At 63.1% G+C, this 23,852-nt stretch carries 27 protein-coding genes; 10 read left to right on the forward strand and 17 right to left on the reverse strand.

The window, feature by feature from the left end; translation table 11 throughout:
- Positions 1-11 precede the first annotated feature (11 nt).
- Positions 12-830: an IclR family transcriptional regulator gene (locus AWB76_RS02215; RefSeq protein WP_061158464.1), complete on the reverse strand. Its 819-nt coding sequence runs from the start codon at positions 828-830 to the stop codon at positions 12-14.
- 190 nt (positions 831-1,020) lie between these two features.
- On the opposite strand from AWB76_RS02215, the gene AWB76_RS02220 reads away from it, so the two are divergent.
- Entirely contained in the window at positions 1,021-1,755 is a 735-nt protein-coding gene (locus AWB76_RS02220) for a (Fe-S)-binding protein (RefSeq protein WP_061158465.1), read from the forward strand.
- 13 nt (positions 1,756-1,768) lie between these two features.
- Positions 1,769-3,181, forward strand: a complete 1,413-nt coding sequence (locus AWB76_RS02225) for a lactate utilization protein B (RefSeq protein WP_061158466.1) — start codon at positions 1,769-1,771, stop codon at positions 3,179-3,181.
- Positions 3,182-3,245: 64 nt separating this feature from the next.
- On the opposite strand, the gene AWB76_RS38850 is transcribed toward AWB76_RS02225, so the two are convergent.
- On the reverse strand, positions 3,246-3,785 hold the full coding sequence (locus tag AWB76_RS38850) for a hypothetical protein (protein ID WP_074171274.1): 540 nt from the start codon (positions 3,783-3,785) through the stop codon (positions 3,246-3,248).
- A gap of 273 nt (positions 3,786-4,058) precedes the next feature.
- On the opposite strand from AWB76_RS38850, the gene AWB76_RS02235 reads away from it, so the two are divergent.
- Positions 4,059-4,277 carry a hypothetical protein gene (locus AWB76_RS02235; RefSeq protein WP_061158468.1) on the forward strand — a complete coding sequence of 73 codons (219 nt, stop codon included), beginning with the start codon at positions 4,059-4,061 and terminating at the stop codon, positions 4,275-4,277.
- Positions 4,278-4,350: 73 nt separating this feature from the next.
- On the opposite strand, the gene AWB76_RS02240 is transcribed toward AWB76_RS02235, so the two are convergent.
- A complete protein-coding gene (locus AWB76_RS02240) occupies positions 4,351-5,550 on the reverse strand; it encodes an amino acid aminotransferase (protein WP_061158469.1) in 1,200 nt (399 codons plus the stop codon).
- A gap of 389 nt (positions 5,551-5,939) precedes the next feature.
- Here AWB76_RS02240 and uvrB point away from each other — a divergent pair, with 389 nt between their 5' ends.
- The 6 genes from uvrB (at position 5,940) to AWB76_RS02270 (ending at position 12,058) form a co-directional block, all read left to right on the forward strand.
- Entirely contained in the window at positions 5,940-8,036 is a 2,097-nt protein-coding gene (gene uvrB, locus AWB76_RS02245) for an excinuclease ABC subunit UvrB (protein ID WP_061158470.1), read from the forward strand.
- Between the two features lie 301 nt (positions 8,037-8,337).
- Positions 8,338-8,883, forward strand: coding sequence for an iron transporter (locus tag AWB76_RS02250; protein WP_061158559.1), 546 nt, complete (start codon positions 8,338-8,340; stop codon positions 8,881-8,883).
- A gap of 88 nt (positions 8,884-8,971) precedes the next feature.
- Complete coding sequence (locus AWB76_RS02255; protein ID WP_374729906.1) at positions 8,972-9,280, forward strand: cupredoxin domain-containing protein; 309 nt, start codon at positions 8,972-8,974, stop codon at positions 9,278-9,280.
- Positions 9,281-9,348: 68 nt separating this feature from the next.
- Positions 9,349-10,200 (forward strand): FTR1 family iron permease, encoded by an 852-nt coding sequence (locus AWB76_RS02260; RefSeq protein WP_061158472.1) that lies wholly within the window; start codon positions 9,349-9,351, stop codon positions 10,198-10,200.
- Complete coding sequence (locus tag AWB76_RS02265; RefSeq protein ID WP_208606526.1) at positions 10,197-11,600, forward strand: 4Fe-4S binding protein; 1,404 nt, start codon at positions 10,197-10,199, stop codon at positions 11,598-11,600. The genes AWB76_RS02260 and AWB76_RS02265 overlap by 4 nt, the downstream gene beginning before the upstream one ends.
- 44 nt (positions 11,601-11,644) lie before the next feature.
- A complete protein-coding gene (locus AWB76_RS02270; RefSeq protein WP_061158474.1) occupies positions 11,645-12,058 on the forward strand; it encodes a GlcG/HbpS family heme-binding protein in 414 nt (137 codons plus the stop codon).
- A 271-nt stretch (positions 12,059-12,329) separates the two neighbouring features.
- On the opposite strand, the gene hemP is transcribed toward AWB76_RS02270, so the two are convergent.
- The 4 genes from hemP to AWB76_RS02290 all read right to left on the reverse strand — a co-directional run bounded on the left by hemP (position 12,330) and on the right by AWB76_RS02290 (position 14,677).
- Positions 12,330-12,578 carry a hemin uptake protein HemP gene (hemP, locus tag AWB76_RS02275; RefSeq protein WP_061158475.1) on the reverse strand — a complete coding sequence of 83 codons (249 nt, stop codon included), beginning with the start codon at positions 12,576-12,578 and terminating at the stop codon, positions 12,330-12,332.
- A 148-nt stretch (positions 12,579-12,726) separates the two neighbouring features.
- Positions 12,727-13,215 carry an SRPBCC family protein gene (locus AWB76_RS02280; RefSeq protein WP_061158476.1) on the reverse strand — a complete coding sequence of 163 codons (489 nt, stop codon included), beginning with the start codon at positions 13,213-13,215 and terminating at the stop codon, positions 12,727-12,729.
- 40 nt (positions 13,216-13,255) lie between these two features.
- A complete protein-coding gene (locus AWB76_RS02285) occupies positions 13,256-13,654 on the reverse strand; it encodes an OsmC family protein (protein ID WP_061158477.1) in 399 nt (132 codons plus the stop codon).
- 150 nt (positions 13,655-13,804) lie between these two features.
- Complete coding sequence (locus AWB76_RS02290; RefSeq protein WP_061158478.1) at positions 13,805-14,677, reverse strand: pirin family protein; 873 nt, start codon at positions 14,675-14,677, stop codon at positions 13,805-13,807.
- A gap of 166 nt (positions 14,678-14,843) precedes the next feature.
- Here AWB76_RS02290 and AWB76_RS02295 point away from each other — a divergent pair, with 166 nt between their 5' ends.
- Positions 14,844-15,806 carry a LysR family transcriptional regulator gene (locus AWB76_RS02295; RefSeq protein WP_061158479.1) on the forward strand — a complete coding sequence of 321 codons (963 nt, stop codon included), beginning with the start codon at positions 14,844-14,846 and terminating at the stop codon, positions 15,804-15,806.
- A gap of 346 nt (positions 15,807-16,152) precedes the next feature.
- On the opposite strand, the gene AWB76_RS02300 is transcribed toward AWB76_RS02295, so the two are convergent.
- From AWB76_RS02300 to AWB76_RS02340, 10 genes are all read right to left on the reverse strand, one after another.
- The gene (locus AWB76_RS02300) at positions 16,153-16,575 is read right to left on the reverse strand and encodes an ExbD/TolR family protein (RefSeq protein ID WP_061158480.1); all 423 of its coding nucleotides are present in this window, start codon (positions 16,573-16,575) and stop codon (positions 16,153-16,155) included.
- An 18-nt stretch (positions 16,576-16,593) separates the two neighbouring features.
- Complete coding sequence (locus AWB76_RS02305) at positions 16,594-17,340, reverse strand: MotA/TolQ/ExbB proton channel family protein (RefSeq protein ID WP_061158481.1); 747 nt, start codon at positions 17,338-17,340, stop codon at positions 16,594-16,596.
- Between the two features lie 29 nt (positions 17,341-17,369).
- Complete coding sequence (locus tag AWB76_RS02310) at positions 17,370-18,101, reverse strand: energy transducer TonB (RefSeq protein ID WP_061158482.1); 732 nt, start codon at positions 18,099-18,101, stop codon at positions 17,370-17,372.
- Positions 18,102-18,103: 2 nt separating this feature from the next.
- Positions 18,104-18,382: a hypothetical protein gene (locus tag AWB76_RS40620; RefSeq protein ID WP_157696036.1), complete on the reverse strand. Its 279-nt coding sequence runs from the start codon at positions 18,380-18,382 to the stop codon at positions 18,104-18,106.
- Positions 18,383-18,415: 33 nt separating this feature from the next.
- On the reverse strand, positions 18,416-18,652 hold the full coding sequence (locus tag AWB76_RS38855; RefSeq protein WP_074171275.1) for a (2Fe-2S)-binding protein: 237 nt from the start codon (positions 18,650-18,652) through the stop codon (positions 18,416-18,418).
- Between the two features lie 175 nt (positions 18,653-18,827).
- A complete protein-coding gene (murI, locus tag AWB76_RS02320; RefSeq protein WP_061158484.1) occupies positions 18,828-19,709 on the reverse strand; it encodes a glutamate racemase in 882 nt (293 codons plus the stop codon).
- 4 nt (positions 19,710-19,713) lie between these two features.
- A complete protein-coding gene (gene bfr, locus AWB76_RS02325; RefSeq protein ID WP_008350427.1) occupies positions 19,714-20,190 on the reverse strand; it encodes a bacterioferritin in 477 nt (158 codons plus the stop codon).
- Between the two features lie 217 nt (positions 20,191-20,407).
- Complete coding sequence (locus AWB76_RS02330) at positions 20,408-21,931, reverse strand: fumarate hydratase (RefSeq protein ID WP_061158485.1); 1,524 nt, start codon at positions 21,929-21,931, stop codon at positions 20,408-20,410.
- A gap of 50 nt (positions 21,932-21,981) precedes the next feature.
- Positions 21,982-22,572 carry a TIGR00645 family protein gene (locus AWB76_RS02335; RefSeq protein WP_061158486.1) on the reverse strand — a complete coding sequence of 197 codons (591 nt, stop codon included), beginning with the start codon at positions 22,570-22,572 and terminating at the stop codon, positions 21,982-21,984.
- A 188-nt stretch (positions 22,573-22,760) separates the two neighbouring features.
- Positions 22,761-23,660: a DMT family transporter gene (locus AWB76_RS02340; RefSeq protein ID WP_061158487.1), complete on the reverse strand. Its 900-nt coding sequence runs from the start codon at positions 23,658-23,660 to the stop codon at positions 22,761-22,763.
- Between the last annotated feature and the right edge of the window lie 192 nt (positions 23,661-23,852).

Genomic DNA, 23,852 nt, shown 5'->3' on the forward strand with positions numbered 1-23,852 from the left:
CGGCGGAGGAATCAGCGGTGCGCGTGTTGCGCGTGCTGTTGCGCGTCGGCGGCTGCCTGTTCCGGGTGATAACCCAGCGATTGCGAGATTTCGAGCGCTGTGTGACTCAGTTGCTTGAGCCAGGCGTCCTGCAGACGATCCGCGGGCGCGGAGAGCGACAGGCCGGCGACGAGCCGTCCGGTGTCGTCGTAGATGCCGGCCGCGATGCAGCGCACGCCGAGTTCGAGTTCCTCGTTATCGCGGGCGCAAGCTTGCTGACGCACCAGCGACAACTCACGCTCGAGCTTCGAGAGATCCGTGATGCTGTTCTGCGTGTGGCCGGAGAGACCGGTTCGCATCGCATAGGCGCGCACGCGCGTGGCTTCGTCGGCGGCGAGGAAGAGCTTGCCGACCGACGTCAGATGCAACGGCGCGCGGCCGCCGATGGCGCGCACGACCTGCATCCCCGAGCGCTCGGAATAGGCGCGTTCGATATACACGATCTCGTCGCCCTGCCGCACGGAGAGGTTGACCGTCTGCCCGGTCTGCCGATGCAACTCGCGCATCGGCGGCATCGCGGCTTCGCGCACCGAAAGACGCGCCTTCACCAGATTGCCGAGCTCCAGCAAGCGCATGCCGAGCCGATAAGTGCCGGGATCGGACCGGTCGACGAGCCGGCAAAGCACCATGTCGTTCAGGATGCGATGCGCGGTGGACGGATGCAGATCGGTGCTCTGGGCGAGCTCTTTCAGGCTGACGGGATCGGTGTGATCGGCAAGGGCGTCGAGAAGACGCATCATGCGCTCGATCACCTGAATGGACGTTTTGGATTCCGGGTTCGTATCGCTCATCGTGAAAAATCGGTTGATGCGTCAAACAGCGGAACCACGATTGTATCTCATAATGTGAAAAAAGCGAACGCGACGCGGAAACAACGGTTCCGCCGATGCGGCGGGCAGCCGGCGAGAACCCCGTCGGCCGGGACTTTTCGCGGATAATCGGCGCTGCGTTCACATCACTCTACAGAACAGGAAACGCCCCATGCGAGTCGGATTATTCGTGACATGTCTCATCGACATGATGCGCCCGGAGATCGGCTTCTCGGTCATCAAGCTGATCGAGCGAGCGGGTTTCGAAGTCGTCGTGCCGCCGTCGCAAACGTGCTGCGGCCAGCCCGCCTACAACTCGGGCGACCGGCCGCTCGCTCGCGATCTCGCCGAAAAGACGCTGCGCGAATTCGAGCAGTTCGACTATGTCGTGGTGCCGTCCGGTTCCTGCGGCGGCATGATTCGCGCGCATTACGGCGATCTTTTTCGTGATGATCCGCAATTGATGAGCCGCTTCGCGCGCATGCAGCCGCGCGTGTTCGAACTGACCGATTTTCTCGTGAACGTCGCGAAGGCGCGCATGGAGCCGGGCGCGTTCGACGGCATGGTGACGTATCACGATTCCTGTTCGGGCCTGCGCGAACTCGGCGTGAAATCGCAGCCGCGCGAACTGCTCGCGCAAGCGGGCGTGGCCGTGACCGAGATGGCGGGCTGCGAGCATTGCTGCGGCTTCGGCGGCACGTTCGCGGTGAAGTACGGCGACATCTCGACGGCGATCGTCGACGAGAAGTGCGCGAACATCAAGGCGAGCGGGGCGGATGCCGTCGTGCTCGGCGATCTCGGCTGCATGCTGAACATCGAAGGACGCCTGCGCCGCACCGGCGATACCTCGACGCGCGTGCTGCACATCGCGCAGGTGCTCGCCGGCGACGTGACCTACGGCGTCTGAAGGAGACAAGCGGATGCAAGTCCAGACGATGCACTTCAAGGCCCGCGCGGGCAGCAAGCTCGCCGACGAACGCCTGCAGCAGAACCTCACGAAGCTCTCGACCAAGTTCGTCAGTGCCCGCGCGAGCGCGGTACGCGACATCGACTTCGAGGCGACGCGCGCCGCGTTGAAGGAGCGCCGCAATCGCGCGCTCGAGAATCTCGACGTGTGGCTCGACACCTTCGAGCGCGAAGCGACCCGTCGCGGCGCGACCGTGCTCTATGCCGAATCGACGCAGGACGCCGCGAAGCTCGTCGCGGACATCGCCCGCAAGCATGACGTGAAGAAGGTCATCAAGACCAAGTCGATGGTCTCGGAAGAGATGCAACTGAATCGCGTGCTCGGCGAGATGGGCGTGCAGTCGATCGAAACCGACCTTGGCGAATACATCCTGCAGATCAACGACAACGAGCCGCCGAGCCATATCATCGCGCCGGTCGTCCACAAGGATAAGGAGCAGATCGCCGATCTCTTCGCGAAGACCCACAACAAGCCGCGCCTCACCGATATCCCCGAGATGACGCGCGAGGCGCGCGAGGTGTTGCGTCCGCATTTCATGTCGGCGGACATGGGCGTGACGGGCGGCAACTTTCTGATCGCGGAGACAGGTTCGGTAGCCGTCGTCACGAACGAGGGCAACGAAGGCATGTGCACGGTGATGCCACGCGTGCACGTTGCGGTGACGGGCATCGAAAAAGTGCTGCCGACGCTCGAAGATCTCGCGACCGCGATGCGCCTTCTGCCGCGCTCGGCGACCGGGCAGACGATCTCGAACTACTTTTCGCTGCTGACCGGACCGCGCGCGGCGGACGAAACGGACGGTCCGGAGCACATGTACTTCGTGCTCGTCGATGGCGGGCGCACCGGGCTGATCGGCGGCGAGTTTCAGGAGATGCTGCGCTGTATCCGCTGCGGGGCGTGCATGAATCATTGCCCGGTCTATCAGAAGATCGGCGGACATGCGTATGGCTGGGTGTATCCGGGACCGATGGGTTCGGTGCTGACGCCGGCGTATGTCGGCATCGACAAGGCGCTCGATCTGCCGCAAGCCGCCACACTCTGCGGCGAATGCAACAGCGTCTGTCCGGTGGGCATTCCGCTTTCGGATCTGCTGCGCAAGTTGCGCGAAAAGCAGATGGAGCGCCGGCTGCGTCCCTGGAACGAACGCGCCGCGCTCGCGGCATGGGGCTATCTCGCGAAGCGCCCGCTCGCGTATGCGCTTTTCACGAAGCTCGCGGTGCGCGTGCTCGAACGCATCGGCGGCAACAAGAAGGCGATCTCACGACTGCCATTCGGCGCCGGCTGGACCGACGCGCGCGACATGCCCGCGCCGGTCGGGCGCACGTTCCGCGAGTTGTACAAGGCGCAGCATTCGCATCTCGGATAAAACAAGGCCGCGCCGGATCGATCGACCCGGCGCGGCCTTGTCTTCGAATGCGCTCGCGCGCTCATTATCCGCCGTAGCGTCCAAGAAATCCGCGTGAATTGCCGCTGTCTCGCGTGCCGCCGCCGTTCGCTGAAGGCGGCGGGGCGCGATTCGGCCCGGGCGGTCGACCGCCCACTGCCTGAGGCGCCGTTGCGCCACCGCCCGCTTGCGGAGGGGGCGCCGCCGGTGGATGACCGCCGCCAGCTTGCGGTGGCGGACCATTCGGATGTCCGCCGCCTGCCTGCGGAGGCGGCCCGCCCGGTCCGCGGCCGCGCGGCGGCCCGCCGTGCCAACCGCCCGGCGGCGGACGGCGCCAGCCGGGACCGTCATCCCAGTAACGGCTCGGGCCCGGGCCATAGTACGCAGGGCCCGGACCGGAGTAATAACCGCCGCCTATCACGACGCCCGGCTGGACCACCGGCGGGCCGCCATAGTATCCATAGCCCGGATCGTCATAGACACCCGGATAGCCGCCGCCATAGGCCGCACCATCGGGATAAGCGGCGCAGCCGCCGAGAAGCGCGGCGGATGACACCAAAAAGAGACCAGCAACTGCGGATTTCATAATCGTGGTAGAACTCGCGGAACCATTCCCGAATAAGACATCATCAGCGGATGGATGTCCCCGAAAACTTTGTAAGCCTTTATGACCACACGCGGTCAGTAAGACGCGAGCGCCGCATTCTGCGCCGCAAATCGGCTCGTTGTTGCGACTGCAACAATCCTTTGCTTTTCAAGGACTTTTTCAGCCTGGGACGATTCCGTATCATTCGAAGTGTCCATCAGTGGGTTCCCGTAGGGCGTTACCCGCTGTGACATATCGACCAAAGGCAGTCCCATGAAAAAGACAATATCGACTTACTGGCCCGTCGCCATCCTGCTTCCGATCACGCTCGCATTCTGCATGCACGCCGGCGACGGCAACGGCGCGGCCAAACGCCACGAAGAAACCAGCGTCGCGGGCGTGAGCGCCGAACTGGCGCGCGCGATCTCGCTTGGCTTTGTCGAAGACGACGAAGCGCAATCCGCAGCCATCGCCACGCAGAAAACGCTCTGATCCGCCGCTTTCGACGCGCACAAAAAATGGCGCCCACGTGGGCGCCATTTTCATTTGAAGCGGTCGATCCGGCTTACTTCAGCACGGCGGCGACGGCGCTCGCGACAGCATCGATGTTGCGCGTGTTGAGCGCGGCCACGCAGATGCGGCCGGTGCTCACGGCGTAGATGCCGAATTCCTCACGCAGACGGTCGACTTGCGCCGCCGTCAGGCCCGAGTACGAGAACATGCCGCGCTGCTTGTTGACGAACGAGAAGTCGCGATCGACGCCGCTCGCTTTCAGGCGCTCGACGAGACCATTGCGCATCGCGCGGATGCGGTCGCGCATTTCGCCGAGTTCCTGTTCCCACGTCGCGCGCAGTTCCGGCGACGCCAGCACGGCCGCGACGATCGAGCCGCCATGCGTCGGCGGGTTCGAGTAGTTCGTGCGGATCACGCGCTTCAGTTGCGACAGCACGCGCGCGGATTCTTCCTTGCCCGTCGTGATGATCGACAACGCGCCGACGCGCTCGCCGTACAGCGAGAACGACTTCGAGAACGACGACGACACGAACACGTTCAGCTCCGATGCCGCGAAGAGACGCACGGCGGCCGAGTCGGCCTCGATGTTCTCGGCGAAGCCCTGATACGCCATGTCGAGGAACGGCACGAGGTTCTTCGCCTTCACGACTTCGACGATCTGCTTCCACTGATCGTCCGACAGATCGACGCCCGTCGGGTTGTGGCAGCACGCGTGCAGCACGACCACGGTGCCGGCCGCGTAGCTGTTCAGCGCCGCGAGCATGCCGTCGAAGTTCACGCCGTGCGTGGCGGCTTCGTAGTACGGGTAATTGACCACCTCGAAACCGGCGCTTTCGAACAGCGCGCGATGGTTTTCCCAGCTCGGGTCGCTGATCGCGACAATCGCGTTCGGATTCACGCGTTTCAGGAAGTCCGCGCCGATCTTGAGCGCGCCCGTGCCGCCGAGCGCCTGCGCCGTGACGACGCGGCCCGCGGCGATCAGCGGCGAATCATTGCCGAGAAGCAGCTTTTGCACGGCGGAGTCATAGGCGGCGATGCCGTCGATCGGCAGATAACCGCGCGGCAGCGCGGCATCGACGCGCGCCTTTTCGGCTTCGCGCACGGCGCGCAGGAGCGGAATCTTGCCTTCTTCATTCGTGTACACGCCGACGCCCAGATTGACTTTGGTCGTGCGCGTATCGGCATTGAAGGCTTCGTTGAGGCCCAGGATCGGGTCGCGGGGAGCGAGTTCGACGGCAGAGAAAAGAGACATGATCTATCGGCAGTGAAGGAAAGACGTGCGGCAGGAAGCAAGCGGATGATGCGGGCGCCGGGAAATTCGCGCGATAAAACAGCAAAGGCACGGCGCGCGTGGCGGAAAACAGTGTAAAACCGTTGCGCCCAGTCGCACATTGTAGCGAATCCGGCGTGGCTTTTCGGACGAATATGGTGCGAATGCGCGTGCTTTTTGGCCCTTTTTTGCGGGAACGCGACGAAAACGACCGATAAAAAAGGGCGCGAATGTGTGCGCTTGAGATCGGTGATCCACGCCCAATCTGCAAACGATCCGCTTCCCGAACCCGTCACGTCGCGTCGAGCGCGCGCATTGCTTACGACGCTAGAATGGTTGTTTGCGCCAGACGCTGACTCTCTCGATTTCTCATGTCCGACACGCTCATCGAATCACCGGAAGAACTGGACGAATCGAAGTTCGTCACGTTCGAAGGTTCCCCGTTTCAGTTGTATCAGCCGTATCCGCCCGCGGGCGATCAGCCCGACGCCATTGCCAAGCTCGTCGAAGGCATCGAGGACGGCCTCTCGTTCCAGACGCTGCTCGGCGTGACCGGCTCGGGCAAGACTTTCACGATGGCGAACGTCATCGCGCGCATGGGCCGCCCGGCGATCGTCTTTGCGCCGAACAAGACGCTCGCCGCGCAGCTTTATGCCGAGTTCCGCGAGTTCTTTCCGCGCAATGCCGTCGAGTACTTCGTCTCGTACTACGACTACTATCAGCCGGAAGCGTACGTGCCGCAGCGCGATCTCTTCATCGAGAAGGATTCGTCGATCAACGAGCACATCGAGCAGATGCGGCTCTCCGCCACGAAGAGCCTGCTCGAGCGGCGCGACGTGGTGATCGTCGCGACGGTATCCGCGATCTACGGTATCGGCAATCCGTCCGAGTATCACAAGATGATTCTCACGCTGCGCACGGGCGACAAGCTCGGCCAGCGCGACGTCATCGCGCGGCTGATCGCGATGCAGTACACGCGCAACGAGGCCGACTTTTCACGCGGCTCGTTTCGCGTGCGCGGCGACACCATCGACATTTTTCCGGCGGAGCACGCGGAAATGGCGGTGCGCGTCGAGCTGTTCGACGATGAAGTCGAATCGATGATGCTCTTCGATCCGCTCACCGGCCGCGTGCGCAACAAGATTCCGCGCTTCACCGTGTACCCGTCGTCGCACTACGTGACGCCGCGCGATACCGTCATGCGCGCGATCGAAACCATCAAGCTCGAATTGCGCGAGCGGCTCGAATTCTTTCACGGCGACGGCAAGCTCGTCGAAGCACAGCGGCTGGAACAGCGCACGCGCTTCGATCTGGAAATGCTGCAGGAGCTCGGTTTCTGCAAGGGCATCGAGAATTACTCGCGGCACTTCTCGGGCGCGGCGCCGGGCGAACCGCCGCCGACGCTCGTCGACTATCTGCCGCCCGACGCGCTGATGCTGCTCGACGAATCGCACGTATTGATCGGCCAGTTGAACGGCATGTACAACGGCGACCGCGCGCGCAAGGAAAACCTCGTCGATTACGGTTTCCGCATGCCGTCCGCGCTCGACAACCGGCCGCTCAAGTTCAACGAGTTCGAGCGCAAGATGCGCCAGGCGATCTTCGTTTCCGCGACGCCCGCCGATTACGAGAAGCAGAAGGCGGGGCAGGTGGCCGAGCAGCTCGTGCGGCCGACGGGTCTCGTCGATCCGGAAATCGAAGTGCGTCCGGCGCGCTCGCAGGTCGACGACGTGCTCTCGGAAATCAACGCGCGCGTCGCGGTTCACGAGCGCGTGCTCGTCACCGTGCTGACCAAGCGCATGGCCGAGCAGCTCACCGAGTTTCTCGCCGATCACGGCGTGAAGGTGCGCTATCTGCACAGCGACATCGACACGGTCGAGCGCGTGGAAATCATCCGCGATCTGCGGCTCGGCACGTTCGATGTGCTCGTCGGCATCAACCTGCTGCGCGAGGGTCTCGATATTCCCGAGGTGTCGCTCGTCGCGATTCTCGACGCCGACAAGGAAGGCTTCCTGCGTGCCGAGCGCTCGCTGATCCAGACCATCGGCCGGGCGGCGCGTAACGTGAACGGCAAGGCGATTCTCTACGCCGACAACATGACCGACTCGATGAAGCGCGCCATCGGCGAAACCGAGCGGCGCCGCGCGAAACAGATGGCGCACAACGAGGCGATGGGCATCACGCCGCGCGGCGTGGAAAAGCGCATCAAGGACATCATCGATGGCGTCTACAACGCCGACGAAGCCCGCGCCGAGCTGAAGGAAGCGCAGACGCGCGCGAAGTTCGAGGACATGTCGGAGAAGCAGATCGCCAAGGAAATCAAGCGCCTCGAAAAGCAGATGATGGATCACGCCAAGAATCTCGAATTCGAAAAGGCCGCGCAGACCCGCGACCAATTGGCGCTGCTGCGGCAACGCGTGTTCGGCGCGAACGTGGGCGATCACGTGAGCGGCATCGGCGGGAAGTAAGCGGTATGTAAGTGATTTCCAACAGCTAAGTCACAAGGCGCGGCGAATCGGACGGTTCGCCGCGCTTTTTCTTTGTCCGCGGAAAATCGCCCGACTCAGTGAAAAGCCTTACTGCGCCTAGGTCTGTAAGCTCCGTCAAATTGTTCCGGCTATCGAAGGATGCTAAACTGACAAACATTGAGAATGGTTCGTATTAACGTTCACAGACTTGTGCTAACGCCGCCAGCCGAGCGGCGCTCCCGTTTCCAGTGGCAAGGCTCGCGTGGCACGCGCGCCAATCGATAACAACAAGGAGTTTCTGATGGGTTCAACGTTGATGCGCGGCCTCGTCGCCGCCGCAGGTCTCACGGCGATGATGGCGGCGTCGGCTGCCGAATATCCGATCGGCAAGCAGCATATCGAGGGCGGCATGGAAACGGGCGCCGTGTACCTCCAGCCGATCACGATGGCGCCGGAAGGCATGATGCGCAAGGCGTCGGATTCGGATATCCACCTTGAGGCGGACATCCACGCGGTCAAGAACAACCCGACCGGTTTCGCCGAAGGCGACTGGATGCCGTATCTGAACGTCACGTATGAACTCAGCAAGGTCGGCTCGACGCAGACCATCAAGGGCGACCTGATGCCGATGGTCGCGAGCGACGGCCCGCACTACGGCGACAACGTCAAGCTCTTCGGGCCGGGCAAGTATCACCTGAAGCTGCACATCTCGCCGCCGTCGCAGGAAGGTCACATGGCGTTCGGCCGTCACACCGACAAGGAAACGGGCGTGGGTCCGTGGTTCAAGCCGTTCACGATCGAATACGACTTCCCGTTCGCGGGCATCGGCAAGAAGGGCGGTTACTGATCGTCCGTTGCGCCCGGCATCCTGGACCGGGCGCGTTCATTCTCAGGAAGTACGCATGAAACTGAAAAGTCAGGTGGCCGCACTCGCGATGTCGGCGTTCGCCTTTGCCGGGATCAACATGGCGCACGCCGCCGACCTGCCGACGTTCAAGCTCGAAATGAACGACGGCAAGCTCAACCCGGCGCGCATCGAAGTGCCGGCGGGGCAGCGCATCAAGATCGAAGTGCACAACGTCGGCAAGGGCGCCGCCGAATTCGAAAGCGTGCAGTTGCGCAAGGAAAAGGTGCTCGCGCCGGGCGCGGATTCGTTCGTCGTGATCGCACCGCTCGATCCGGGTGAATACAAGTTCTTCGACGATTTTCATCAGAGCGCGCAAGGCGTGATCGTCGCGAAGTAACGGAACGTGCCGCGCGAGGGTGTCGCACCGCGCGCGGCCGGTTGAAGTGGAATTGCTGGAGGTCGGGTATGGGGCAGGTACTTTTCATCGTGTGGCGGGAGAGCGTCGAGGCGTTGCTCGTCGTCGGCATTCTCTACGCGTGGCTGAAGAACGGCGACCATCAGGCGCGCCGCGGCCTGCCTTATCTGTGGGCCGGCGTCGGCATCGGACTGCTCGCGGCGGTGGCGCTGGGCGCTGCGCTGATCGGCTTCACCGAAGTGCTGTCGGGCAATGCGCAGGATTACTTCCAGACCGCGATGGTGCTGATCGCATGCGTGCTGATCGTGCAGATGGTGCTGTGGATGAAGCGCCACGGCCGCACGCTCAAGCGCGACATGGAATCGTCGCTGCAAAAGAGCACGCAGGACGGGCACTGGTGGGGCATCGCGTTGCTGGTTGCGCTGGCGATTGCGCGTGAGGGCAGCGAGACGGCCGTGTTCCTCTACGGCGTCGGCTTCGGGCAATCCGGGCATGTCGATGCGTCGCAGTACATCGCGATCATTCTCGGCTTCGGCCTCGCGCTGCTGACGTTCTACGTGCTGCAGCTCGGCGGCAAGATCTTCTCGTGGCGCTCGTTCTTCCGCGTCACCGAAATCATGCTGCTGTTCCTCGCGGCGGGTCTCTTCGAAACGGGCGTCGACAAGCTGATCGACATGGAAGTGCTGCCGGTCATCGTCAATCAGGTGTGGAACACGTCGTGGCTGCTCGACGATTCGAGTACCTTCGGATCGCTCGTTGCTACACTCACCGGCTATCGCGCGCATCCGGCGGGCATGAATCTCGTCGCGTACGTGGCGTACTGGGTCGTCATCTATCTTCTGCTGCGCCGTTCGAATCACCAGATGGCGCAGAAACAAAAGGCGGCAAGCCGTCCAGCATGAGTTCCGTAATGCCTAGACCGAGCCGGCTTCAGCAAGCCGGCCACTGGATGCAACGTCACGGCGGCACGATCCGCATGATTCAGTGGGTCGTCGTTGCCGTGTATGCATTTCTGATCATCGTTCCCGCCGTGATGCCGCTGCCGGATGGCTCCGCGCATCTGTGGAGCAATCTCACGCTCGCCGCGCAATTCGTGTTCTGGGGCATCTGGTGGCCGTTCGTGCTGCTGTCGATGGTCATGCTCGGCCGCGTCTGGTGCGGCGTGCTGTGTCCCGAAGGCGCACTCTCCGAGTTCGCGAGCAAGTTCGGGCGCGGCTGGGCGATTCCGCGCTGGATGCGCTGGGGCGGCTGGCCGTTCGTCGCGTTCGGCCTCACGACGATCTACGGCCAGATGGTCAGCGTCTATCAGTATCCGAAGGCGGTGCTGCTCGTGCTCGGCGGCTCGACCGTCGGCGCGATGATCATCGGCGTGTTGTACGGCCGCGAGAAGCGCGTGTGGTGCAAGTATCTGTGCCCGGTCAACGGCGTGTTCTCGCTGCTCGCGCGTCTTGCGCCATTCCACTACAAGGTCAACGAAGACGCGTGGCGCCGCTCGTACACGAAGGGCGAGCACGGTCATCGCGTGATTCCGATCAACTGCGCGCCGCTCGTCCCGTTGCGCAATATGAAGGGCGCGCAGGACTGCCACATGTGCGGCCGATGCAGCGGTCATCGTGACGCCATCGCGCTCACGTGGCGCTCGCCGTCGGACGAAGTCGTGAAGCTCGGCGACAAGGCCGCGAACCCGTGGGACACCGCGCTCATTCTGTACGGCCTGCTCGGCATCGCGATCGGCGCGTTCCACTGGACCGTGAGCACGTGGTTCGTCGATCTCAAGCAATATCTCGCCGCGTGGCTGATCGATCAGAACATCCTCTGGCCGCTCGATACCAACGCGCCGTGGTTCCTCTTCACGCATTACCCGGAGCAGAACGACGTCTTCTCCTGGCTCGACGGGACGATGGTCATCGGCTATATCGTCGCGACGGGGCTCGTGTACGGCACCGCGCTTCTCGCGCTTCTGGCACTCGCCACGCGCATGCTCGGCAGGATGAACGCGACGCGCCTGCATCATCTGACGCTCGCGCTGATCCCGATCGCGGGCGTCGGCGTGTTCCTCGGCCTGTCCGCGACGACCGTGTCGCTTTTGCGCGCCGAGCATCTGCCGCTGTGGTGGGTGCCGGGTCTGCGCCTCGGTTTGCTCGCCGCCGCGAATCTGTGGAGCGCGTGGCTCGCGTGGCGCGTGACGGGCCGCTATGCATCGATGCCTGGTTCCCGTGTCCTCGCGATGGTATGGTTTGTTTCGGCGCTGGCCGTTGCGGACAGCGCGTGGTATCTGATGTTCTGGGGCTTCACCCGATAAACCGTCCACGCCGTCACGCGCGGCAACGAGAGCGAGAGCGAGAAGTGAGAACCAAACCCGTACTGACCGATGAAGACGTCAAGGCAATGGCCGTAGCCGCCGAGGCGCACGCAAGGGAACATGGCTGGAACGTGACGATCGCGATCGTCGACGATGGCGGGCATCTGCTGCATCTGCATCGTCTCGACGGCGCGGGCGCGAGCACCGTCGAGATGGCGACGGGCAAGGCGCGCACCGCCGTGCTCGGCCGACGCGAGACCAAGGTCTACGAAGACACGATCAAGCAGGGCCGCACGGCGTTTCTCTCCGCGCCGATGACCGCGATGCTCGAAGGCGGCGTGCCGATCTTCGTCGGCGCGGATATCGTGGGCGCGGTGGGCGTGTCGGGCGTGAAGTCGGATCAGGATGCGCAAGTCGCGAAAGCGGGCATCGCGGCGCTGGGTATCGAAAACGTCTGAAGCGTTCGCGCAATAAAAAATGGCACGTCTTCGTCATGAAGACGTGCCATTTCGTTTTCGGATGCAGCTCGCAGGCATGCATCGTAAAACCCGAGCAGGAACCAAAAAAAGCGGCTTCGCTTGCTATCGACGACTGGCTGGTGTTTGCACGAAGGGGTCTGAATTCTCGCGTGCAAGTCGTCCTCGCTGGCTAAGGCCAAACACCTCCTGGCGAGGTGGTCCCCACAATACCCTGTACGTACTACCGTTGCTGCTCTGTTCGTTCGGCGCGTTACTTCGTCAGGATCAACTTGCCCAGACGCGTTGCGCGCAACTGATAGGTCTCCCCGTTATGCACGATGCTCACGTGGCTGCGTCCCTGCAGCAGCGCGTCGCTTTTCAGCGATCGCTCGCCGGTGCTGTCCGCCGCGTGCGCCACGTGAACCGTCGTGACGGTCGTCGCTTTCGGGCGGGTGATCGCGGCGTCGCGGACAGCCGGGCGGCGCAGCCTGAGCGTGGAGGATCGCGGCGTATCGGTCATGTCGGAAAGTGTGCGTTCGTTGATTCGATGGGTCTATAGTAAATGATAACTATTCCTATTTGCAACTAGACTTTCCGATTGAAGCACAACTTTTGATAGCCGTTCTCGATGCGGCCGCGAAGCATTCGCCACCGCATCGAAGCGACGCTTAATGCAGGGGACTTTGATCCTTGCGCCCGTGCACGAACTGGCGGATCAGCCGCACGGTGTCGATATCCGATTCTCGGTAAGCCGATTTCACGATTTCCTGCGTCTGACGCTCGTCGGGCGTGGCGTTCTCGTTGTCCGGCAGCGTCGTGCTGTAGGTGAAGCGCAGGAAGAGCTGCACCGCGTCGGGTTGCTCGATCGCCATCGTGAGCGAGCCGCCAACGTAATCGGCGGTCGGCAGGATGTCGTAGCGCACGCTGGAGCCGGGCGTGAGCGTCACGCGATCGCGCACGGTGGCCTGGCCGTAGTGAAGCTCGCGCTCCATCGTGTCGCCGTCGCGCGCGAGGATGTCGCAGCTATCCAGCCCCAGCACGAACAACTGCGGCTGCTCGGCGCGCAGGACGAGCCCTTCCCAAAGCTGCTCGCGCGTCAGTGACTCGAGAAGCGGGTTGAGCGGATCGTTGATCTGGATGAGGTGTTCGAAATTCAAGACGACGTTTTCCTTGGACGTTCGTGGTGCCTTCGATGCATCACTGCGGCGTCAGCCTGGACTCGATGTGAATCGCGCCGGACAGAACCTTGTGCATCGGGCACGCATTGGCAATTTGCAAGAGCCGTTCCCGCTGTTCGTCGGACAGTGCGCCCGCCAGCGCGATGCGCCGGTCGATGTTCGTGCCGTCGGCGGTGCTCTTCATCGACAGCTCGACGTGCACGCCTTCCAGCGGCCATTCCTTGCGCTTCGCGTACATCTTCAGCGTGATCGACGTGCACGCGCCGAGGCTCGCGAGGAGCAGCGATGCCGGTTCCGGCCCCGCGTCGCCTCCGCCGATGCTGGCAGGCTCGTCCGCGATCCACGAATGCGTGCCGTCTCCGAGACGGACTTGATAGTCGATGTTGCCGATGCTGGCGGTCACGGAAGGTCCGGCCATGCGTTGCTCCTGTTCGGGTTGAGACTGCAAGAATGACGAAACGGCGCGGCAAGAACGGTCATTGTGACGCAATGTGTCCGTTCATGCCGCACCGTTTCGTCGATTTCGACCGCGCTGCGGGGGCGAGGGCATTCAGTGCCCTCGGCGCCCTCAGTGTGTAATGGCGCCCATCCGTCCCGCCTGATAGTCGATCACCGCCTGGCGGATCTCGTCCTCGGTGTTCATCACGAACGGACCGTAGCGCACGACCGGCTCCTTCAGCGGCACGCCGCCGATCAGCAGCAGCTCGACGGGCTCGTCGCCGGCGGCGAGCGCGATGGTATCGCTGTCGTCGCGGAAGATCACCATCTGCTGCGCACGGATCGGCTGACTTTGCGGGCCGTACTGTGCCGTACCCGAAAGCGGATACGCGAACACGCGATAGTCGCGCGGCACCGCCAGCTCGATCTTCGCGCCCGGTTGCAGCGAGAAGTGCTGATACAGAATCGGCGTGCGCGTATCGATGGCGGCTTTCACGCCGAGCGCCTCGCCCGCGATGACCTTCACGCTGACCTTGCCGTCCTCGCTCGTCGCGACGGGAATCTCCGCCGACGGAATCTCCTGATAATGCGGCGCGATCATCTTGTCGCGCTGCGGCAGGTTGACCCAAAGTTGCAAGCCGTGCACACGGCCGCCGCGGCGCGTGAATTCTTCGGCCGGCATTTCGCTGTGCACGACGCCCGCGCCGGCGGTCATCCATTGCACGTCGCCGGGGCGCAGCGTGCCGGAGTGCCCCGCGGAATCCTTGTGGCCGAACTCGCCTTCGAGCATGTACGTGACGGTCTCGAAGCCGCGATGCGGATGATCCGGCGCGCCTTTCGCCTCGCCGGGCGCGTAGTCGGCGGGGCCCATTTCATCAAGGAGAAGGAATGGATCGAAATCCATCAGAAGACGGGTCGGAAACGGGCGATGCACGACGAATCCGCCGCCTTCGACGGTGCGGGTCGCCGGGATGATGCGTTCGATGCTGCGGCTGGTGGACATGGTTGCCTCGCGTCGCGAATACAGAAATGAGGGGAATAGCGATAAATTTGAAACACAGCGCTATTATATGGGCCGCATTTCGCGGTAAAAGACGTCGCGGCGCAATGGATTGTCGCGCTGGCGATAACGAACCGCTTTACATTCCATCCAGCTTCGACGAGCGACCATGAAAGCCGACTCGCATGACCTGAACGATCTGATGTATTTCTCGCACGTCGTCGAGCACGGTGGATTTTCCGCCGCGGAACGCGTGCTCGGCATCTCGAAGTCGCGGCTGTCGCGGCGCGTGTCGGAACTGGAAGCGTCGCTCGGCGTGCGTCTTTTGCAGCGTTCGACCCGCAAACTCGCGCTGACCGAAGCGGGGCAGCTGTTCTACCAGCATTGCCAGGCGATGCTCGCCGAAGCTCAGGCCGCCGTCAACGTCGTGCAAAGCCTGCGCGATTCGCCGCGCGGCACGGTGCGCGTGAGCGTGCCCGTGACCATCGCGCAGACATTTCTTTCCGCCGTGATGCCGGATTTCATGCATCGCTACCCTGAAGTGCGCGTCGTCATGCGCGTGACGAATCGCGTCGTCGATCTGTTCGAAGATGCCGTCGATGTCGCGCTGCGCGTGCGCTCGGAGCCGCCCGCGAGCTCGAATGTCGTCGCGCGGCCGCTGTGGCGCACGGAGCAGATGCTGGTCGCGGCGCCGTCGCTGCTGAAATCGAACGCGCCGCCGATGACGCCCGCCGAACTCGCGCAGTACGACACCATCGACACGCCCTCGGCGGACGGCCGCCACGTTTACCGCCTGATCGCGCCGGACGGCACGCGTCACGAATTCGAGCACGAGCCGCGCCTCGTCACGGCCGATCTGTCGATGATCCGCGAGGCCGTCATGCGCGGCGTCGGCATCGCGGCGCTGCCCGAAATGATGTACGGCGCGCCGCTGCGCACCGGGCAACTATCGCCGGTGATGCCGGGCTGGACGTTTCCGTCGCCGCAGCTTTACGCGGTGTTTCTGTCGCGGCAAGGCATGGTCCCTGCAGTGCGCGCATTCGTGGATTTTCTCGTCGAGTCGATCGGTAGCGGTCAGCGCTTCCCAGGAGAATGTCCTGTTCATGAACAGCCGGAACGGGAAACAGTTTGACCGCATCGGCGTTTGTCATTGATTTATGACATTGAAGCGCGCGCTTGCGATGGTCAGATTCAATTGATCGTCAAAATTTGCGGCGGTATATTGAAGTCTCCTTCGCTAAGGAGCTCCTTATGCGAAAACTGACGGCTGCTCTGATAGTTAGCCTGATAGGGTTGATTGCACTGTCCGTGTCGACCACGGCTGCTGCATGCGACGGAACTTCTGGTTCTGGCTATTCGAACCCAAAGTGACCGCCTCACCCGAATGCGCCGCGTGCGCACGAAAAAAGGCCTTCATCCGACGATGAAGGCCTTTTACTTTGTGCGTTCGTGCGCCCGGAAGAGGGCGCATCGGAACGTTACTTGCCGCTCTTCGGCTCGGTAACGAAACCGATCTTCGTCAATCCGCCCGCCTGCGCCGCCGACATCAGATCGGCGACCTTTTCATACGCCACCTGACGATCCGCGCGAAGATGAATCTCCGGCTGCGGAGTCTGCTGCGCCGCCTGCGCGATGCGCGCGTTGAGCGTCGCTTCGTCGATCGGCTGATCGTCCCACAGCGTCGTGCCGTCGGCCTTGATCGCGATATTCACGTGCGCGGGCTTCTCGTCCTGCGGCTGGCTGCTTGCGTGCGGCAGATCGATCTTCACCGCGTGATGCATGGCTGGAATCGTGACGAGGAAGATGATGAGGAGCACCAGCATGACGTCGACGAGCGGCGTCATGTTGATCTCGCTCATCATGCCGTCGTCTTCGTCTCCGGCGAATGGGCTCATGGCCATGTTGCGAATCTCCCCGGCTTAGGACGCGCGCGTCGCGAGACGCAGATTGTCCGACGGCGCGTTTGTCGCGCGCTTGGTCGACGAAAGCTTCGTGCCCGTGACGAAGAACGCGTGCAGGCCGTGCGCGAAGCGGTTCAGCTTCGTAACGATGCCCTTGTTCGCGCGGGTGAGGGCGTTGTAGCCGAGCACCGCGGGAATCGCGACGAACAGACCGAACGCGGTCATGATGAGCGATTCGCCGACCGGACCGGCGACCTGATCGATCGACGTCTGGCCCGTCGCGCCGATGGTCAGAAGCGCGTGATAGATGCCCCAGACCGTGCCGAACAGACCGACGAACGGCGACGTGGAACCGATCGACGCCAAAATCGCGAGGCCCGACCGCATGCGGCCGACGCCTTCGTCCATGACATCCTTCAGGCAGCGCGTGATCCAGTCCGACACGTCCATCCGGTCGTGCAGATGCGGCTGCGTCTGGTGGTGATGATCGGCGGCTTCCTGGCCGGCGAGCGCGAGCGCGAGAAACGGATTGTCCGCCGGGCTCGACGACTGGCTGCCGAGCTTCTTGATGCCGTCGCTGAAGTCGTCGGAGTGCCAGAACGCCTGCTCTGCGTTCTTGGTCAGGCGCTTCAGGCGCACGACATTCCACGCCTTCACGACGATCACCGTCCACGAAAGCACCGACATGATGACGAGCGCGAGCGCGATGCCCCGCGTCACGAAGTCGCCTTGCGCCCAGACGTGCGCAATCCCGTAGTTTTCCATTGCTCTTTCCTTGTATCTAAAAAAACCGATCAGTCGTTCAGACTGAAAACGAATGGCACCGTGGCGGTCGCGCGAATCGCTTCGCCATTTTCCTTGTACGGGCTGCACGCGCTGCCGCGCACGGCCTCGAGCGCCGCGTCATCGAGGCGCGACGAACCGCTGCTCTTTTGCAGCGTGACGTTTTCGATCTTGCCCGCGAGGCCCACCGTCAGACGGATGACGGCCGTGCCGGTTTCGCCGCGGCGCTTGGACATCGCCGGATAGTCCGGCTGCGCGAAGTTGCAGCTCAGATGCGCGACGTTCTTCGGCGCGGCGAGGTCCATGCTCGGCTTGCCGATGGCCGGTGCGGCCGGCGGCGGCGCCGGTTGCGCCGGAGCGGGCGGCGTGGGTTCGGGTGTGGGCGCGGCGATCTGCGACGGCGCTTCGGTGACCGGCATCGGCGTGGGCTTCGGCTCGATTTTCGGTTTGACCTTCGGCTTGGGCTGCGGCTTCGGAACGGGCTGCGGCACCGGCTTGGGCGGCGGCGGCGTTTCGACGGCGACCGGCTGCGGCGCGGGCTGCGGCGTCTCGCTGATCAGTTGCGCGGTGATCGATTTGGCTTCGATCGGGCGCGGCGGCGGCGCGTTGCGCATCGTCAGCGCGACGCCCAGCAGCGCGGCGTGAATGGCGACGACGGCGACACATGCCGCGATGACGCGCGGATTGGCGTTCGCTGCCGGCGCCGTCTGGAAGGCGGCAGAAGTAGTGGTCGGGGACTGCATTGTTATTGGCTGCTTGTGATGCTGCGTAAATGCTTGCAGATAACGCTGCCTTCCAGTTCGCGGTCCAGCGACTGCGCAGGCACGGTGCGGAAGAAACCAGACGACGTCATTTTCGGAAAATAAGCAGGGAGATAAACAGGGTGGTCACGAAACCGATCAGCAATTCCATCTTTCCCTCCACGGGACAAGGGGTTGCGCGGCTGGCTAAAAGTGACCGGAAATACGAAGGTGACCTGGCTTGCTGGAGACGATAAAACGACCGGGCGGCGCGGCTCGAACATCGGCGCCGCCGGCTGAACGCTACGCGGATGGCTTCAGGCAGCCTGGCGCTCGTAGAACGTCAGCGGCGCAACATGCTCATGCCGCTCGACGCCGCAGTGCGACGCGCAGACGCCGCTTTGCGCCATGACATCGCGAACGCTCTCTTCGCACTTGCCGCAGCACAGCGCGACGCCGAGCTCGAATTGCAGTTCGTCGAAGGTATCGACCCCTTCGGCGATGGCGGTTCGGATTTTCCGGTCGGACACTGATTTGCAGACACAGACAATCATGATCGTTCGCAATAGTTAGCGTTAATGCGAATTATTATCATTCGGTATTGGCTTGTTTGCAAGCGGGGCTCAGTGTTTTTTGTAACAGAGCCCGCAAGTGAGCGGGTTTATTGCTAGAAGCCTTGTCTGGCGGGGGAAAGCGCGCGATGAACGCGGCGCCGCGCGTGAGAAACCCTCAGACGATGTCGGGTTCAGCGAGGCGCGTGCGGCGCGAAGGGATGTCGACGTGCTCGACTTTTGCATCGAGCTGAAGGAGCGCGGCGGCGAGCTGGCGCTGGGATTCGCCGTCGGCGGTGGAGCAAAAGCGCGGCAGGCTGTCGGGCGGCGCGGTGACGTTTTTCAGCGCGTGCGCGTCGAGCAGACGGTCGAGCTGCCGCGCGATGGCCACGCTGGTGTCGACGATCCGAAGCCGCTCGCCGGCGATGTCGCGGATCGCGCGATCGAGAAAAGGGTAGTGCGTGCAGCCGAGCACGAGCGTGTCGGCGCCGGCGTCGAGCATCGGCGCGAGGTAGCTTTCGAGCAGCGCCATCAGCGCGGGCGACGACGTGTCGCAGCGCTCGACCGCCTGCACCAGCCCGTGTCCCGCCTGACAGATGAAGCGGCAATCGCCCGCGTAACGGTCGAGCAGCGACTGGAAACGCGCGGAACGCAACGTGACGGCGGTGGCGAGCACCCCAACGACGCGTGACTTCGATACAGCCGCCGCCGGTTTCACGCCCGGCTCGACGCCGACGAGCGGAATCGGCAGACGCTCGCGCACGATCGCGATCGACTGCGCGGTGGCCGTGTTGCACGCGACGACGAGCGCCTTCGCGCCCTGTTTGACGAGCCATTCGCCGATCGCCATCGTGCGGTCGACAATGAAGTCGTCATCGCGCTCGCCGTAGGGCGCGTGCAGGGAATCGGCGACGTAGATGAGGCGCTCGTGCGGCAGGATCGCGCGCACGGCGCGCAGCACCGACAGGCCGCCGAGGCCGGAATCGAAAATGCCGACCGGCGCGCTCGCGGCTGACGCGGCACGCTCGTTCGGCATTGAGGCAGGGACTACGCCAGGCATTCGATTATTCGTGATCGCCCATCATGGTTTGCTGGTAATTCTGGATGCCGACCTTGTCGATCAGATCCAGCTGCGTTTCCAGCCAGTCGATGTGCTCTTCGGTGTCGTGCAGGATCTTTTCGAAGATTTCGCGCGACACGAAATCACGCACCGACTCGCAATACGCGATGGCTTCCTTGCAGGTCGACTGCGAAATCTGCTCGAGCTTCAGGTCGCACTCGAGGATTTCCTTCGTCTCTTCGCCGATCAGCAGCTTGTGCAGGTCTTGCAGATTCGGCAGGCCGTCGAGCATGAACACGCGCTGAATGAGCCAGTCGGCATGCTTCATTTCGCCGATGGATTCGTCGTACTCGTGCTTGTTGAGCTTTTCGAGGCCCCAGTGCTGGTACATCCGGGCGTGCAGGAAGTATTGATTGATGGCGGTGAGTTCATTCTTCAACTGCGCGTTCAGATATTCGATGACTTTCGCGTCGCCTTGCATGATTTTTGATTCCTGTTCGTAACGTGGGGCTTCTGGAAAGATAAACCTTGAGCGTGACTCTGCCAAGGTTGGGTAGAAATTTTTTGTTTCAGACGAAACTGAGAATGAAAACCCTTCTCGACTGGCGGCGTTTCAAAACAAAGAGCCGGGCGGATTGCCCGGCTCTCGTCATTCACTCATGGTGATAAATCGCCAATAAGCAGCGCTCAAGCCGCGATCAAGCCGTCGCGACCGGAATCTTGCCGATCTTCGCCTGCCATTCGGCCGGGCCGGTCTTGTGGACCGACGTGCCGCTCGAATCGACGGCCACCGTCACCGGCATATCCTGCACGTCGAACTCGTAGATCGCTTCCATGCCGAGGTCTTCGAACGCCAGCACCTTCGCTTCGCGGATTGCCTTAGACACGAGATACGCCGCGCCGCCGACCGCCATCAGGTACGCCGCCTGGTGATTCTTGATCGCCTCGATCGCGACCGGGCCACGCTCGGCCTTGCCGATCATCGAAATGAGGCCGGTCTGCGCGAGCATCATTTCCGTGAACTTGTCCATGCGCGTGGCCGTGGTCGGGCCCGCCGGACCGACGGCTTCGTCGCGCACCGGATCGACCGGGCCGACGTAATAGATCACGCGGTTCGTGAAATCGACCGGCAGCTTTTCGCCCTTCGCGAGCATGTCGGCGATGCGCTTGTGCGCGGCGTCGCGGCCCGTCAGCATCTTGCCCGACAGCAGCAGCGTCTGGCCCGGCTTCCACGACGCGACTTCTTCCGGCGTCAGCGTGTTCAGGTCGACGCGCTTGCTCGTCTCCGTGTTCGGCTGCCACGTGACGTTCGGCCATGCGTCGAGCGGCGGCGCTTCGAGCTTCGCCGCGCCCGAGCCGTCGAGCGTGAAGTGCGCGTGACGCGTCGCCGCGCAGTTCGGGATGATTGCGACCGGCTTCGATGCCGCGTGCGTCGGCGCGGCCATGATCTTCACGTCGAGCACCGTCGCGAGACCGCCGAGACCCTGTGCGCCGATGCCGAGCGCGTTCACCTTCTCGTGGAGCTCCACGCGCAGTTCTTCGATCCAGTCCTGCGGGCCGCGCGCGATGACGTCCTGAATGTCGATCGGGTCCATCAGCGATTCCTTCGCCATGACCATCGCCTTTTCAGCCGTGCCGCCGATGCCGATGCCGAGCATGCCCGGCGGGCACCAGCCGGCGCCCATCGTCGGGACGGTCTTGAGAATCCAGTCGACGATCGAATCCGACGGGTTCAGCATCGCGAACTTCGACTTGTTCTCCGAGCCGCCGCCCTTGGCCGCGACCTGCACGTCGACCTTGTCGCCCGGCACGATCTCGTAGTGGATCACGGCCGGCGTGTTGTCCTTCGTGTTCTTGCGGCCGCCTTCGGGCGGGCTCACGATCGATGCGCGCAGCACATTGTCCGGGTTCAGATAGCCGCGGCGCACGCCTTCGTTGATCATGTCGGTGACCGACATCGTCGCACCGTCCCAGCGCACGTCCATGCCGACCTTCACGAACACCGTGACGATGCCCGTGTCCTGGCAGATCGGGCGCTTGCCTTCGGCGCACATGCGGCTGTTGGTCAGGATCTGCGCGATCGCGTCCTTCGCGGCGGGGCTTTCTTCCAGCTCGTAGGCGCGGCCGAGCGCCTGGATATAGTCGAGCGGATGGTAGTAGCTGATGTATTGCAGCGAATCAGCGATGCTCTGAATCAGGTCTTCCTGCTTGATGACGGTCATGGCTTCAGCTCTGGGGGACGAAATTATGTGCAGGCGTTCTGGGCGACGCCTCACTCGATTGCGTTTCGGGGCGGCGAAAAGGATTCGTCGTGAAAATGGCGCGGATGCGTATGCGTGGTCAGCCGGTCGACATACGCCATGATGAGCGCGGACACGAGGAAGGCGACGTGGATGATCACCTGCCACAGCACCGTGTGGAACGTGTGCTGGTCGGGGTTGATGAAGGTTTTCAGCAGATGGATCGACGAGATGCTGATGAGCGCCATCGACAGCTTCACCTTCAGCACGCCCGCGTTGACGTGATCGAGCCATTCCGGTTCGTCCGGATGGCCTTCCACGCCGAGACGCGACACGAAGGTTTCGTATCCGCCGACGATCACCATGATGAGCAGGTTCGAGATCATCACAACGTCGATGAGGCCGAGCACGACGAGCATGATGTTGGTTTCGTCGAGCGTCATCGCGTGCGTGACGAGATGCCAGACTTCCTTCAGGAACAGGACGACGTAGACGGCTTGCGCGACGATCAGGCCCAGATAGAGCGGCACCTGGAGCCAGCGGCTCATGAAGATGACTTTCGGTAGCACTTTCATCGAGCCGGGCTGCGAGGGCGAGGCGGGAGAATGCTTGGGAGCGGACATGGGCGGCTGTTCAGTCGGGGCGGGTCGGACCGGAAATGATGACTGGCGAATATGACGAACCGAAACGCGCGATGCGCGTGCGATGCGCCGGCGCGCGCGTTGGCGCATTCGCGGTGTCGGGAAGCCCGCTATTGTAGCGTGTCGCCACGCGGACTTCCCAAAAGCTTTCAGAAACCGCTGAACCCGTCCTAGACGCCGGTTTCGCGCGAGACGGAGCCGGTGGCGCGCGCCTTCAGGCTCGCGAGCGCGATGCCCGTCACGACGCACGCGAGCGCGATGCCGTGCGCGAGCGTCGGCCGCTCGTCGAGAAATGCGATGCCATAGAGTGCCGCCGCGACCGGCAGCACGGCGCAGAAGACGCCCGCGAGACTGCCGTCGACGTGGCGGATGCCCTTCATCCACAGCCAGAACGAGAAGATGCTCGCCGACAGCCCGTACCAGAGCACGAGCGCCCACGTGTCCCAGTCGACGCTCGTCCAGTCGAAGCCGGCGAGCGAACTCGCGCCGAGCGGCAGCATCAGCAGAAGGCCGATCGCGTGCGTGTACGCGCAGATGTCGATGGCGGGCAGCGTCTGCGTGAGACGGCGCGAAAGGATCACGTAGAGCGATTCGCAGCACACGGCGCCGAGCACCATCAGATTGCCGGGCAACGAACTCGCGCCCGAAGCCCCGGCCTGCGCGATGTTGATGACGAGCACGCCCGCGATCGCGAGTCCGATCGATGCGAGCGCGCGCGATCCCGGTTTCTCTCTCAGGAAGAGCCACGCGAAGAGGGCGACCACGGCCGGAATCGTGCTCGTGATGACGCCCGCCGCGACCGCGCTCGTGCGCGCGACGCCGTTCAGCATCAGCAGCGTGAAGCCGAAGGTGCCGAAGAACGCCTGCAGGAACAGATTGATCCATTCGCCGCGCGCGACGCGTTTCATCTTCGACCAGCGCAACAGCGGCCAGAGCACCGCGAGCGCGATGACGAAGCGCAGCAGCGCGAAGAGCGGAACGGGAACGGAGGCGACGATCGACTTGCCGATGCCGACGTTGCTTCCGACGAGCAGCATGGCTGCAATCAGGAGAAAGGCGTAGCGATTCAAGCTGGATACCGCGCGGGGAGTTCAGTTACGATTATGGGGACGCATTGTAGAAGCCGCGCGGACTCCGTGTATACCCCGTGCCTGCTGGCCCGGCCACGTAAGAAGCGGGTAAGTTGAGCGGCTTATCTTGAATTCACTGCAGGATGTCGCTGGCGCGGAATGTGCCGTGACATTCTTCGCGTCTCGTCGGCG

This window comes from Caballeronia temeraria (genome assembly GCF_001544795.2).
Lineage (GTDB): Bacteria > Pseudomonadota > Gammaproteobacteria > Burkholderiales > Burkholderiaceae > Caballeronia > Caballeronia temeraria.